Genomic DNA, 13083 nt, shown 5'->3' with positions numbered 1-13083 from the left:
CTTATGTCTATTGAACTAAAACCCATTGAAAAAAAACTGTCCATCACGCTCACCGAGATTGCCAGCCATCTACCTGAAGGCAGTTTAACGTTACGTCAATTATTAGAAGAAATTGGCGAACAAGGCTTATTAATTTTTTGTATTTTTCTGACGATTCCGTTTTTAATTCCCGTGTCTATTCCCGGTGTTAGCACGGTTTTTGGCGCATTGATTATACTGATTAGTATCGGATTACTCACCAACCGCCTACCTTGGTTGCCCGAAAAACTCATGCAAAAATCGATTCCAAAAGATTTTCTCAATACCGCCTTAGAAAAAAGCGCGCATATTTTTGAAAAAATAGATAAATTTTCTCATGCTCGCTTAGAACAATTAACCCAAAGTACAACCGCCTTACAGTTTAACGGCTTTATGCTGTTACTCGGTGGTATCCTGCTGATTTTCCCTTTTGGATTTGTTCCTTTTTCCAATACCCTACCGGGGCTTGCTATTCTTTTACTAGCCGTTGGTATGCTGCAAAAAGATGGCTATTTCGTGCTAGCTGGCTATATTATGAACATCCTGACAATTATTTATTTTACCGTGCTTATTGGTGGGGCGATTATGGCGGGTAAAGAATTATGGTCATTATTTGGCGGATAAGTTATTTAGCCTAAACCTGTCTGAATCAGGATTTGCAGATACACAAAAATAATACTTTTGTGTCCAGAAATTCAGCCAATTCTGGTTCAGATAATAAACATCTTATTTTTACCTCTTTTTCTATTTAGCACGGCTCATGATTGATAGATTTTACACGGCATAACCTATCATTTTATTGTCATGGCTATGGCATACAAACGGGAGTATATTGACAACTTTCTTAAACAAACCGCCAAAACAACCGCACAGGCGCGTGATTATTTAAGCTTCCTGCTAAAAAGACTATCAAGCCAAAGTCTTACTGAAATTTAAATCAATAAATAAACGTAGTATCAAGCGTATAAAGATAAAATAAGGGATACAGGCGCAAACTTTATTTATCTTACTTGGCACTATGAGTCCGTTGGTAGGAAACCGTCGATTTGTGCTAAAGTTTCACTAAACTAAAACAAACAACGATAAAACAGTTTTAATACTATGACCACTCATTATCAACACCTGTTTTTAGATGGTTCTTCAGTGAATCTCCCCGTCGGCAAAGTTGTCTGCATAGGCAGAAACTACGCAGAACATGCCAAAGAGTTAAATAACCCCATTCCTAGCAAACCCTTATTATTTATTAAACCCAATACCGCGCTTGCCGACTTGCGTAATCCACTAGAAATCCCCAGTTATAGCAAGATATGCCATCATGAATTAGAGTTTGCATTACTGATAGGTAAACCTCTAAAAAAGGCAAATGTGAGCGATGTCGCGGCGGCAATTATTGGTTATGCGTTAGCATTAGACTTAACCCTACGTGATTTACAAGATGAATTAAAAGTAAAAGGTCATCCTTGGGAAATGGCAAAAGCCTTCGATAATGCTTGTCCTATTTCCCCTTTTATTCCTGTAGAGCAAATCCAAGACCCACAAAATGTTGATATTCGCCTGACAGTCAATGGACAATTGCGACAAGAAGGCAATACCCGACAAATGATAACTAAAATCAATGAATTGCTTGCCTATATTTCAACCTACTTTACCTTACTTCCCGGCGATGTTGTATTAACGGGTACACCCGCAGGCGTTGGTGAACTTAAATCAGGCGACCAACTTCTGCTTGAATTAGAAAACGACTATTCATTTGTTACAACAGTTGCTTAACCCTCTTATTTGTTTTTAAACAAAGGAAAAAAACGTGTTTTATCGGCAATCTGCTTTTCGTCACCTAAGTTTATTCGCAAGCCTTGTTTGTGCCTCACTGAATTTAAGCGCGCAAGAAACATCAAAAACCCCTCCCGCACCCGTACCACCTAGCCAACGCCTGCTTTTTGGTTATGAAGGTATTCAATACAACCAAGCCACACTGCCAGACAGTTTGCGGCAAAGTTTGTACGATGCGGATATGGAACACTTCACCAAGCAAAAACAAATCGTTGATGCAGCCGTTTTTGATTTATACGCAGAAGCTGAAGCGAAAAAGCAAGGCAAAGACAAAGAAGTGCTGTTACAAGAATGGTTTAAGGTAGATGAACCCAGCGAGGCGGAAGTCAACACGTTTTATGAGAAGAACAAGGAACGTATTCCCGTCAGTTTAGCCGAAGCCAAAACCCAGATAGTTCAATTTTTGAAACAACAAAAAGTGCAAGAAAAGCAAAAAACGCTGATTGCAAAAGTGAAAGGCGAAGGCTTTTTTGAATTATTGGTTGCTGAACCCGTTGCCCCGATTGCGGATATTCATTTCACGGGCTACCCTGCAAAAGGTAATTTAAATGCCGATATCACCGTTGTAGAGTTCGCTGATTATCAATGTCCACACTGCAAACACGCGGTAGAAGATGTAAAGAAATTAATGGCGGCGTTTGGGGAAAAAATCAAACTGGTTTATATGGACTATCCAATTAATGCTTCAGGTATTTCACGCACGGTTGCTGAAGGTGCAGTCTGTGCTGACCAACAAGGTAAATTCTGGGAGTATCACGAACTTGCTTTTGAACAACAAGCAACATTAAAAACAGATTCTCCACAAGAATTTGCAGGCCTATTAAAACTGGATGAAGCCGCTTTTAAGAAATGTCTTGCAGAACCTGCGACCAAAGCCAAGGTTAAAACTGCCGAGAATGAAGCTTTACGCTTAGGATTAGCGGGAACACCTTCATTTTTTGTCAACGGTAAATTGGTGAATACCGTTGAATTACAAAGTGCGGTGCAAGCCTTGATTAAGTAACACAGAGATTAAATTTTTTGCAAAAATGGTTGTGCCACTTTTGTGAGAAATCCATTCAAAAATGGGCAGTTTATTAAGAACTGCCCAGCTAGATATTCAGTGAAGATTTTGTAAATAATCTAATACCTGCCACGCCCGTTGTTGAATTTCTGCAAAATGGCAGGTTGTCGCTAATAAATCCGCTTCTGTTTGTACGTATTTGTCTGCAATCAATTCAGCATGACAGTTTTGTACAATGTCTTGCACGCTTGCTGGCGTGGATTCTAAATGAAATTGTAGTCCTAACACACGGTCTTTATAAAGAAAAGCCTGATTTTGGCAACCGTCGCTTTTTGCCAACGAAATTGCATCGGGTGGTAATGCGAAAGTATCGCCATGCCAATGGAATGCAGGAAATTGCAGGGTATCCGCCCCGAAAATGCGCTGACTAATTTCTGTATTCATCAACGCTATTGGAAACCAACCAATTTCTTTATACGTATTGCGCGTCACACTCGCCCCTAGCACGTCGGCGATTAGTTGCGCCCCTAAACAAATACCTAATACTTTTTTACCCGATTGTATCGCCTCATGAATAAAGGCTTTTTCACGGGTTAACCATGCAAACTGTTCTACTTCATAAATATTCATGGACCCACCTAACACAATCAAGCAATCAATCGTTGTGAGAGGCGGTAAGGATTCATCATTAAATAAACGGGTAACGGTGACAGAATGTCCATTTTTTTCTATCCATGTTGCAATACTGGCGAGTCCTTCAAAAGGAACATGTTGTAAATAATGTATATTCATCAGTAAATTATCCTGTTTAGCAAAAATGGATTTTCTGTTACAGCTTCAAAATTAACAAACCAGATAAACTTTTCTACAATCCCCCTTTTTCAAAGGGGAAATCTTTTAAATCTATTTTTCTGCTTGAATGATGGGTACGATTAACACAGGTATTGCGGATAATTGTGTAACACGGCGCGCGACTGAACCAATAAATAACTCGCCTAAGGCGTTATGTCCACGTGTTCCCATTACAATCATATCAATATGTTGTGCTTTCGCATGTTCAACAATTGCCTGTGCGGGATTATGTCCTTCAATCACTGTGATGCTTTCTACCAAGTGGCTGGCTATCTCGCTATTTTTTAATTCTGTTGCACAAAAAACTTCTAATTGTTGTTGCATCCCTTTTTGCACTTTTTGCACTGCTTCAGTGTGCATTTGTTTGGCTTTATCTTCTGGAAAATGAGCCTCAAATAATGCCTCTCCAAATGTACCTAGTTGTTCTGTAACATGTACTAGCGTTAGTCGTGCATCGTAACGGTGAGCTAGACTAATGGCATAACGGAAAACAACATCCGCATTTTCTCCCATATCTGTTGCGTATAAAATTTTTTTAATCGTTGGTAACACGTGATTTTCTCCTTTGATGATGACAACAACAAACAAGAATTATTCGAATGTTTTATTAACATGCATAGGAACAACTAAGACAGGAATTTGAGAAATTTGCGTTACCCGACGTGCAACAGAACCGATAAAAAATTCGCCTAACACAGAATAATTATGTGTTCCCATAATAATCATGTCCGCACCACTTTCTTTCACTTGTTCGACAATAGTTTGTGCAACAGAGCCATCAAGTACAGCAATACTATCGATTAGATGGCTTTCTGCTGAGGTTGTATGCAACTCTTCGGCACAAAAGGCTTCTAAACGCTGCTGCATCTTGCTACGGACTTCGTTAATGGCATCGGTGTGCATCTTTTCCGCCATATCACGTGGGATATATGTTTCTAATAATGCCGCCCCGACCGTGCCTAGTGGTTCTAAAACGTGAATAATACGAATGGTCGCACCATACTTTTGCGCCATACTGATGGCATAACGTAAAACAGGGCGTGACTGTTCACCTAAGTCGGCGGGATAAAGAATTTTTTTAATTTGTGGGAGCATGGCAAAATCCTTCTTTAAAGTAACAAAATATAAAGCACGTCAATCATATTATGCAATTCATCATAGCATAAGTTTTTCAACTGGTATCAATGACAATTGCGAGCCTACAGAAGCTTATTATAATGTCAATCCTACCCTATAACCGAGAATGTAAGGCAACAAGATGGATATAAAAACTGCATTGAAAGCCGTGACAGAAAAACGTGATTTAAACATGGATGAAATGCTTGCCGTGATGACCGAAATCATGACAGGACAAGCAACACCCGCTCAAATTGGTGGCTTTCTCATTGGGTTACGTATGAAAGGTGAAACGGTAGAAGAAATTACTGCCGCTGCCCAAGTGATGCGCCAATTAGCCATTCCCGTCAATATTAATGCGCCTCATCTCGTTGATATTGTTGGTACAGGGGGCGATGGTTTAAGTACATTTAATATTTCTACAACCAGCGCGTTTGTTGTTGCGGCGGCTGGCGCACATGTTGCCAAGCATGGCAATCGTTCTGTGTCTAGCCGTTCAGGTAGTGCAGATATTTTAGAGGCTTTAGGTGTAAAACTGGATTTAACCCCTGAACAAATTGCGGATTGTGTGCAAACGGTTGGTGTGGGTTTTATGTTTGCCCCACAACATCATACCGCTATGAAGCACGCAATAGCACCGCGCCGAGAAATGGCTGTTCGGACTATTTTTAATTTGCTCGGCCCACTGACTAATCCCGCTAAAGCACCCAATCAATTGTTGGGGGTCTTCAGTCGTGATTGGCTTATTCCTGTTGCTGAAGTGTTAAAACGTTTAGGCAGTGAACATGTGTTGGTTGTACATTCAGAAGATGGATTAGATGAAATTAGTATTGCTGCCCAGACATTTATCGCCGAGTTAAGAGAAGGGAGCATCAGCACTTACACTATTCAACCTGAAACATTTGGTATTTGTTCCGCGCCATTAAGTTCTATTCAAGTTAATTCTGTCGCGGAGAGTTTAACTATGGTTAATCAGGTGTTAAATAATCAAACTTGTCCCGCGCGTGACGTTGTTTTACTCAATGCAGGCGCGACTTTATACGCAGCAGGTATTACAGATAACATTGCTCAAGGTATTGTTAAAGCCCGCGAAGCCTTAGCCAGTGGTGCAGCAAAACAAAAATTGACTGAATTAGTGAGTCGTTCACAGGGATTTGCACGTATTGTGTGAAGAGTACGGGGCGAATTTATTCGCCCTATTTTTTTAAAAACGATTAACCAATTTGTGTATCACCCCTTAATAACGCACCAACCGCCCTATCATTCACACAAGAAACCGTAAAATTGCCTACATAACGTGGTAAACACGCATCAACAATCCCTTGTTGCACCCATTGTTCTAAAGAGTTGGGATATGTCGGCAAATGGGCTGATTTAACTAAAATTAAACGGCTTGCTTGTAATTGTTGGGCTAACCACGCGGCAAGACTATCTGAGGTCATTTCCCAAGATTCTTCAATATCAGCACGTCCTTTAGTCATCTGACAAGGAAGCCAGAGAGGAATTTTTTCGCCTGTTTCTAAAAGCGTATGAATTTCCGCGAGAGTGCTAACTCCTTGTAAACTTGGCTGTATTCCCTGTAGCATCCATGCGTATTGTTCCATCGCAAGCAATGCCATCTGATGCGCGTTGCTGTCAGGAAAGTGCCAACGGGCTTGAGCAAGACGAACTTGGTCGGCAAATTGTCCACCGCCCGCAACAATGACCGCTTTGTGTCTGCCTTTTTGCACAAGTTCAGTCAACAAATGGGGCAAGTCAGGCGTGTTTGCCAAACTGCCCCCGATTTTGATTACCCAAGGCATATTAATAATTTATTTTTAGTTTTGTTACCTGCCATGTCCGCCACACAAAAACACTGAGTGTTAAAACGGTTAAGGGAATCACAAACCATAACATGGCATCAGAAAAGAACTCTAGCCCCGTGTGGTTAGTAGAAAGCAGGACTAAATAGACCAGATACGCCGCATAGTAGAAGAGGAATAAAGCTCCTTGCCAACGTTCAACTTTATGACCTATAAAGAAAATAGGTAATGTTGCGAGGGCAACACCCAGCATCACAGGAATATCAAAATAAATTGCTGATTCAGAAACCGCAATACCATTCGGTGCAACAAATGCGGACAATCCTAATACGGCGAGAATGTTAAATAAATTACTGCCAATCACATTACCAACAGCAATATCGGCTTCTTTGCGTAAACTAGCAATAATGGAGGTTGCAAGCTCGGGTAACGATGTACCAATCGCAACAATGGTTAATCCAATGACTAACTCACTAATTCCAAAATATTTTGCCAACGCAACAGCACCATCCACTAACCAATTAGAACCGACAACCAACAAAACTAATCCCATTATTAGCAAAGCAATTTGTTTAAAAATAGTTGTTTGGCCTTTATTAGACACTTCCACATCTAAGGCTTCTGCATATTCTGCTTGAACAGCGGCATTATTTTCTTGCCGACTTTTTCTAATAGAATAAACGGTATAAATAACAATACCTGCGAATAAAACAAATCCATCAAATAGGCTGATTAAGCCGTCAAAAACCAAAAACCATAAGAGAAAAGAAGCCCCTATCATTAATGGCACATCTAAACGCAACAGTTGTTGACTGACCATCAATGGCGCAATAACCGCCGCCGCGCCTAAAATCAATAGGATATTAGCGATATTACTCCCAACGACATTCCCAATGGCAATATCAGATTGTCCTATCCATGCCGATTGGATATTCACCGCCAATTCTGGCGCGCTTGTCCCAAATGCGACAACGGTTAGTCCTATCACCAATGGAGAAATTCCCATGATTAATGCAAGTTTAGAAGCACTTGCAACCAACATATCCGCCCCGTAAACCAAGAATACTAAGCCAATAATAAAGAGAATAATGAGTTGTATATCCATGATTAAGTATCTTTTTAAAGGAATGATGAAAGACGCATACGGACACCATTGTTTTAAGCGGTGCTATCCGCGCTACTTCTGCAAATAACCCAAACAAGTAAATTGCGAAGCGTGGCAGTCCTGATTTGTGTAACACGACTAAAAGGATATAAGGCGTTAGCTTGCTGTTTTAAATAACCCAATTTAACAACAATTTCACCAATTAAGATTTTGGTTTAATATTTTCCTGTAAGATAATCAAATTATTTATATAATCCATTCGACACATTAACAGATTAACACCTGTTCAATGATATAAATAAGTGCATAATAATGAAAAATCTACTCATGGATACTGTCGCTATGTACACACATTTGCAGAATGCGTTTCTCCCTTGCATACATCGAGCGACTTATTTAATGATGGAAAATGGCGATATTTATCTAAATTATCCTTAGAGATTAGAGATTGGTGTTATGGCAAACCCAGAGCATTTATCTATCCTACAGCAAGGGGTAGTTGTGTGGAATGCGTGGCGGGCAAAGGCGGCTGAGTGGCCTGATTTATCGGGTAGCAATCTAGCAGGGCTAAACCTCACGAAAGCGGATTTATTTCGCGCCAATTTAAATAAAGTGGATTTAACGAACGCTAATTTAACTGGAGCGAATTTATCTGGAGCGAATTTAAGCGAAGCAAACTTGAGTAAAGCCAATTTAAGTAAAGCGGATTTGAGCGAAGCCAATTTAAGTGAATCTTATCTTGCGCGAACTAACTTAACCGATGCGAATTTATCTGAAGCCAATTTAACAAAGGCTTATCTTATTGAATCGTATTTATCTGGGGCAAATTTGTCCGAAGCCAATTTATTTAGAGCCAACTTATTCGAATCTGACTTGTTTCGCGCCAATTTAACAGGTGCAAATTTATTTAAAACTAATCTCACAGAAACCAATCTCATTGAAGCCTATTTAACAGGGGCAAGCCTTTTTAAAGCAACGATGACAGAAGCTGATTTAACAGGGGCAAAAATTGATGGTACACAAATTGATGAAAGTGTGATGAAAAAATAGCATTTATCATAAAGCATCTTTTATTTGGTTGAATTTTACAGTCGTATAACTATTTTATCTTTTTAACTTAACTTTATAGCGAGGATAGTTTTAATGCGTGGTGGACTCGGTAATTTAATGAAGCAAGCACAAGATATGCAAGCAAATTTACAAAAAGCGCAAGAAGAAATTGCCACTTTAGAAGTCACAGGCGAGGCAGGTGGGGGAATGGTAAAAATCCTGATGACAGGGCGGCATGATGTGAAAAAAGTTACTATAGACCCCACGTTAATGACAGAAGAGCGTGAAATGTTAGAAGATTTACTCGCTGCTGCTGTGAATGATGCCGTGCGTAAAGTAGAAAAAGTAACCCAAGAAAAATATTCGGGTATGACAGGCGGTATTAACCTACCTGCGGGTTTCAAACTCCCCTTTTAACCAACCTAATCTAATCGCTTTTATGCAGATAACGGATTATGAGCCAGCGTTCTTTACAACTTAATCGTTGGTTTGAAACGGCGATTGGACAACGGTTATTTAATATAGAAACAAACAGTCTAGCGCGAATATTACCGTACCTGTTTGGTTATCATCTTGTACAAATTGGCGGTATGGGACAAGGTCGCTTAATAGAAAGCAGTCGCATCCGCCATCGTTGTGTTCTCAGCCGCTATGCTGACAGTTTACAAAGTGTTCGCTCACGTGTGTGTGGTACGATGGAAACGTTGCCATTTGCAGCGGATAGTATTGATGTCGCAGTCTTACCACATATCTTAGAATTTGAAGACAATCCCCACGCCATCCTGCGCGAAGTAGAACGCATCCTCATACCTGAAGGACATGTTATTATTGTCGGGTTTAATCCACTAAGCTTATGGGGAATATGGCGTTGGTCATTTGCTAATCGTAAATCCGCGCCATGGTGTGGACGGTTTATTGGACTGCTCCGCATTAAAGACTGGTTAGCCCTGCTCGGCTTTGAACTGGTAGAACAACAAACCTTATTTTATGCCTTACCGTTTTATCATGAACGCTTAATGCCTCGCTCACCCCTATTTGAAAATATTGGCAAACGGATGGCAGGACGGTTTGGTGCAGTGTACATTGTCGTTGCAAAAAAACGGGTTGCAACCCTTACCCCATTACGAAAACCAACATGGGCAACACGACGGAAATCACTCGTTGCCTCAAACGTGATTCCCTCACGTTACGCTAAAGACCCCCAAAAACAGACAGAACATGAGTGACGATATTGTTGAAGCATTTACCGATGGCGCGTGTCGCGGTAATCCCGGACCTGGTGGCTGGGGCGTATTATTGCGTTATAAACAGCATGAAAAATGTTTATGTGGCGGAGAGCATGAAACCACAAATAACCGCATGGAGTTACTTGCTGCCATTATGGCGTTAGAATCCTTAAATCGTGCTTCTATTGTGCGCCTCACGACAGATTCTACTTATGTTCGTGATGGTATTACAAAATGGATTCATAATTGGATTAAACGCGGGTGGAAAACTGCCGATAAAAGCCCTGTGAAAAATGTTGATTTATGGCAACGGCTTTACCAAGCAACACAACAACATAAGGTTGAATGGTGCTGGGTGCGTGGACACACAGGGCATCGAGAAAATGAACTTGCGGATACGTTGGCTAATCAGGGATTAGATGCGGCCTTAAAACAAAAAATTTTAGGGTAACGATAAATCGCCCAGATTTTTTACAAAAATGAATAATGGAAAATAAACGACGGATAACACCGTTTAAAAATGGTGTTATCCGTGTTGTTTTTGCAAGGTTTTTTTTTGACACAATACATTAAATATACAGTGTAATGTCCGCATTACCTGCAAATTCAAAAAAGGTTGCTGCCCCACCAAACTCAACTGACGGAATAAAATCTTCTTTGTGCAAATCAAATAAATCCACGGTCATCTGACAGGCAATCAGTTTTACTTCCGCCTCGATGCAAAGCTCGCGCAACTCTTCAACACTGGCGACACCTTTTTGCTTCATCTTCTTTTTCATCATGCTGGTCATAAAACTTTGCATACCGGGCAATGCCTGTACTAAGACGGGTACAGGAATAGGCATTTCCATGGCAGGATTGCCCAACGAGGTAACTTGCAAATTTAACTTTTTCTTTAACAATTGTAACCCGTAAAAAGTAAAGAAAATCTGCGCTTCATACCCCAAGGCGGCTGCCGTTGATGCCAAAATAAACGGTGGATACGCCCAATCTAACGTTCCCTTAGTCGCAATAATGGCGAGTTTTTTTGTATCAGACATGCTTATTCCCTCCTTCTTGTACAGGGGATGATTTTATTTCGCTTTTTCAATCAGAAAGGAATACTTGCCATTTTCTTCAGTAGAAGCAAGCAACTTATTGCCTGTTTGACGTGCAAACGCATCAAAATCCTTCACCGAACCGGGGTCAGTTGTCAGAATATGCAGTATTTCACCCATTTGCATGGTGTTAAGCTCTTTCTTGGTTTTCAGAATAGGTAACGGACAGTTTAAACCAGACGCATCTAACTCTTTTGTAAACTCAATCATTTTAGTTTCTCCTAACATTCTAATATAAGCAAATAGCCTAGCATTTTTTACATCAGCACAATAATAACAAATAACGCTAGCATTAGAATTTTTGCGTATTATTTATTTCTTATATACTGAATTAGAAATAGGTGTCAAGTGCTATAACAGTTTGATGCAACGCAAAAAATAAAAATCTTTCAAATAAAGCAATTCCTGCTTGTTTTTAACTGGCAGAATAAGCAAAGACAACAGATTACTGCTTAACATGGCTTATCTTCAGAAGGACACCGAAAATGGATTTTTTTCCTATTTTCCTTGATTTACGCAATCAACCTTGCTTGGTTATTGGCGGGGGAACAACAGCAGCCCGTAAAATTGAATTATTACAACAGGCTGGTGCGCTAATAGATGTTGTTGCCCCTGAGTTACAGGATAAATTAGTTCTTTTACAACAGGCAAGAAGCCTTAGATATTACCCCCGAACATTTCAAGCATCTGATTTGCAAATGCAAGCGTATCGTCTCGTTATCGCCGCAACCAGTGATAATGCGGTGAATCGTGATATATCTGAATGTGCTAACGCCTTAAATATACCTGTCAATGTTGTTGACCAGCCTGAATTATGTAGCTTTATTGTCCCGTCAATGCTAGACCGTTCCCCCTTACAAGTTGCAATCTCTACAGGGGGCGCAGCACCCGTTTTAGCACGGATGCTACGCGCAAAATTAGAAAGTGTCATACCAGCCGCTTTTGGGGATTTAGCCCGTTTAATGGCGCAATTTCGTGATAAAACTAAACGAGTTTTTACCAATACCGCGCAACGGCGGGATTTTTGGGAAACGGTATTAAGTGGACATATTGCTGAATTGGTTTTGTCAGGACAAATTGCAATGGCGGAACAAGCGGTAGAAACCTTACTGCATGAAAAGTCGACTGTCCATTCTACAATGGGAGAGGTTTATCTAGTTGGCGGTGGCCCAGGAGACCCTGATTTATTAACATTTCGCGCCCTGCGTTTAATGCAAAAAGCCGATGTGGTGTTATATGACCGCTTGGTTTCCCCTTCAGTATTAGCCCTTGTCAGACGGGATGCAGAGCATATTTATGTTGGAAAACGTCCGAATAATCACACGTTGCCGCAAGAAGAAATCAATTTGCTATTGGCACGATTGGCAAAAGAAGGCAAAAAAGTCTTGCGCTTAAAAGGCGGAGACCCCTTTATTTTTGGGCGGGGAGGGGAGGAAATTGAAACGCTAATGGCAGAAGGCGTGCCGTTTCAGGTTGTACCCGGAATTACTGCCGCGTTAGGGACGGCTGCTTATGCAGGTATTCCCTTAACTCATCGTGATTATGCCCAATCCTGTATTTTTGTCACAGGACACTTGAAAGATAACAGTATTGATTTAAATTGGCAGGTTCTCACACAAGCACATCAAACGGTTGTGGTCTATATGGGATTGAAAGCAATCTCTATTTTTTGCGCAGAAATGATAAAACATGGCATGTCTGGTGAGCAACCCGCAGCACTTGTTCAAAAAGCAACCACGGCTGACCAAAAAGTGATTGTTGGTACGTTGCAAACATTACCGCAATTGGTTGAAGCTGAGAATGTTAATTTGCAAAGTCTGATTATTGTTGGTGATGTGGTGAAGTTACACGAGAAGTTAAAATGGTTTAATCCTGAGACGATGGCACGGAAGAACGCATCGGTTATGTGAGTGTAAATGGGTGGATTGTTTATAACAGGTTACGCAGATAACACCGTTTGAGACCGTGTTATCTGTGTGATTAA

The 13083-nt window shown here is 40.6% G+C and carries 17 protein-coding genes; 10 read left to right on the top strand and 7 right to left on the bottom strand.

Annotated elements, in window-relative coordinates:
• The first annotated feature begins 3 nt into the window (after positions 1 to 3).
• The 3 genes from AL038_RS08650 to AL038_RS08640 all read left to right on the top strand — a co-directional run bounded on the left by AL038_RS08650 (position 4) and on the right by AL038_RS08640 (position 2851).
• Positions 4 to 642: an exopolysaccharide biosynthesis protein gene (locus AL038_RS08650; RefSeq protein WP_062151817.1), complete on the top strand. Its 639-nt coding sequence runs from the start codon at positions 4 to 6 to the stop codon at positions 640 to 642.
• A 477-nt stretch (positions 643 to 1119) separates the two neighbouring features.
• Complete coding sequence (locus tag AL038_RS08645; RefSeq protein WP_062151814.1) at positions 1120 to 1788, top strand: fumarylacetoacetate hydrolase family protein; 669 nt, start codon at positions 1120 to 1122, stop codon at positions 1786 to 1788.
• Between the two features lie 34 nt (positions 1789 to 1822).
• Positions 1823 to 2851, top strand: coding sequence for a DsbA family protein (locus tag AL038_RS08640; protein ID WP_062151811.1), 1029 nt, complete (start codon positions 1823 to 1825; stop codon positions 2849 to 2851).
• Between the two features lie 96 nt (positions 2852 to 2947).
• On the opposite strand, the gene AL038_RS08635 is transcribed toward AL038_RS08640, so the two are convergent.
• The 3 genes from AL038_RS08635 to AL038_RS08625 all read right to left on the bottom strand — a co-directional run bounded on the left by AL038_RS08635 (position 2948) and on the right by AL038_RS08625 (position 4798).
• Positions 2948 to 3643, bottom strand: a complete 696-nt coding sequence (locus AL038_RS08635) for a type 1 glutamine amidotransferase (protein WP_062151808.1) — start codon at positions 3641 to 3643, stop codon at positions 2948 to 2950.
• 111 nt (positions 3644 to 3754) lie between these two features.
• Positions 3755 to 4255: a universal stress protein gene (locus tag AL038_RS08630; RefSeq protein WP_062151805.1), complete on the bottom strand. Its 501-nt coding sequence runs from the start codon at positions 4253 to 4255 to the stop codon at positions 3755 to 3757.
• 39 nt (positions 4256 to 4294) lie between these two features.
• Positions 4295 to 4798: a universal stress protein gene (locus tag AL038_RS08625; protein WP_062151802.1), complete on the bottom strand. Its 504-nt coding sequence runs from the start codon at positions 4796 to 4798 to the stop codon at positions 4295 to 4297.
• A 163-nt stretch (positions 4799 to 4961) separates the two neighbouring features.
• On the opposite strand from AL038_RS08625, the gene trpD reads away from it, so the two are divergent.
• Complete coding sequence (gene trpD / locus AL038_RS08620; RefSeq protein WP_062151799.1) at positions 4962 to 5990, top strand: anthranilate phosphoribosyltransferase; 1029 nt, start codon at positions 4962 to 4964, stop codon at positions 5988 to 5990.
• 43 nt (positions 5991 to 6033) lie between these two features.
• On the opposite strand, the gene AL038_RS08615 is transcribed toward trpD, so the two are convergent.
• Complete coding sequence (locus AL038_RS08615; protein WP_062151797.1) at positions 6034 to 6621, bottom strand: amino acid kinase family protein; 588 nt, start codon at positions 6619 to 6621, stop codon at positions 6034 to 6036.
• Between the two features lies 1 nt (position 6622).
• Complete coding sequence (locus tag AL038_RS08610; RefSeq protein WP_062151794.1) at positions 6623 to 7726, bottom strand: calcium/sodium antiporter; 1104 nt, start codon at positions 7724 to 7726, stop codon at positions 6623 to 6625.
• A gap of 312 nt (positions 7727 to 8038) precedes the next feature.
• On the opposite strand from AL038_RS08610, the gene AL038_RS18795 reads away from it, so the two are divergent.
• From AL038_RS18795 to rnhA, 5 genes are all read left to right on the top strand, one after another.
• Positions 8039 to 8164 carry a hypothetical protein gene (locus AL038_RS18795; RefSeq protein ID WP_272898046.1) on the top strand — a complete coding sequence of 42 codons (126 nt, stop codon included), beginning with the start codon at positions 8039 to 8041 and terminating at the stop codon, positions 8162 to 8164.
• Between the two features lie 18 nt (positions 8165 to 8182).
• Positions 8183 to 8776 (top strand): pentapeptide repeat-containing protein, encoded by a 594-nt coding sequence (locus tag AL038_RS08605; protein ID WP_062151790.1) that lies wholly within the window; start codon positions 8183 to 8185, stop codon positions 8774 to 8776.
• A 93-nt stretch (positions 8777 to 8869) separates the two neighbouring features.
• On the top strand, positions 8870 to 9193 hold the full coding sequence (locus tag AL038_RS08600; protein WP_062151787.1) for a YbaB/EbfC family nucleoid-associated protein: 324 nt from the start codon (positions 8870 to 8872) through the stop codon (positions 9191 to 9193).
• Between the two features lie 38 nt (positions 9194 to 9231).
• Complete coding sequence (locus tag AL038_RS08595; RefSeq protein WP_062151784.1) at positions 9232 to 10002, top strand: class I SAM-dependent methyltransferase; 771 nt, start codon at positions 9232 to 9234, stop codon at positions 10000 to 10002.
• Entirely contained in the window at positions 9995 to 10453 is a 459-nt protein-coding gene (rnhA, locus tag AL038_RS08590; RefSeq protein ID WP_062151782.1) for a ribonuclease HI, read from the top strand. The genes AL038_RS08595 and rnhA overlap by 8 nt, the downstream gene beginning before the upstream one ends.
• 118 nt (positions 10454 to 10571) lie before the next feature.
• Here the strand turns inward: rnhA and dsrE2 are convergent, their stop codons facing one another.
• Both dsrE2 and AL038_RS08580 read right to left on the bottom strand, forming a co-directional pair.
• Complete coding sequence (gene dsrE2, locus AL038_RS08585) at positions 10572 to 11042, bottom strand: sulfur carrier protein DsrE2 (RefSeq protein ID WP_062151778.1); 471 nt, start codon at positions 11040 to 11042, stop codon at positions 10572 to 10574.
• A gap of 33 nt (positions 11043 to 11075) precedes the next feature.
• Positions 11076 to 11309 (bottom strand): sulfurtransferase TusA family protein, encoded by a 234-nt coding sequence (locus AL038_RS08580; protein ID WP_062151775.1) that lies wholly within the window; start codon positions 11307 to 11309, stop codon positions 11076 to 11078.
• A gap of 275 nt (positions 11310 to 11584) precedes the next feature.
• Between AL038_RS08580 and cysG the strand changes: the two genes are divergently transcribed.
• Positions 11585 to 13009, top strand: a complete 1425-nt coding sequence (gene cysG / locus AL038_RS08575; protein WP_101539212.1) for a siroheme synthase CysG — start codon at positions 11585 to 11587, stop codon at positions 13007 to 13009.
• Positions 13010 to 13083 lie beyond the last annotated feature (74 nt).

It is taken from the genome of Beggiatoa leptomitoformis (assembly GCF_001305575.3).
Classification (GTDB): domain Bacteria; phylum Pseudomonadota; class Gammaproteobacteria; order Beggiatoales; family Beggiatoaceae; genus Beggiatoa; species Beggiatoa leptomitoformis.
This window is presented reverse-complemented; position numbering and strand designations above follow the sequence as displayed.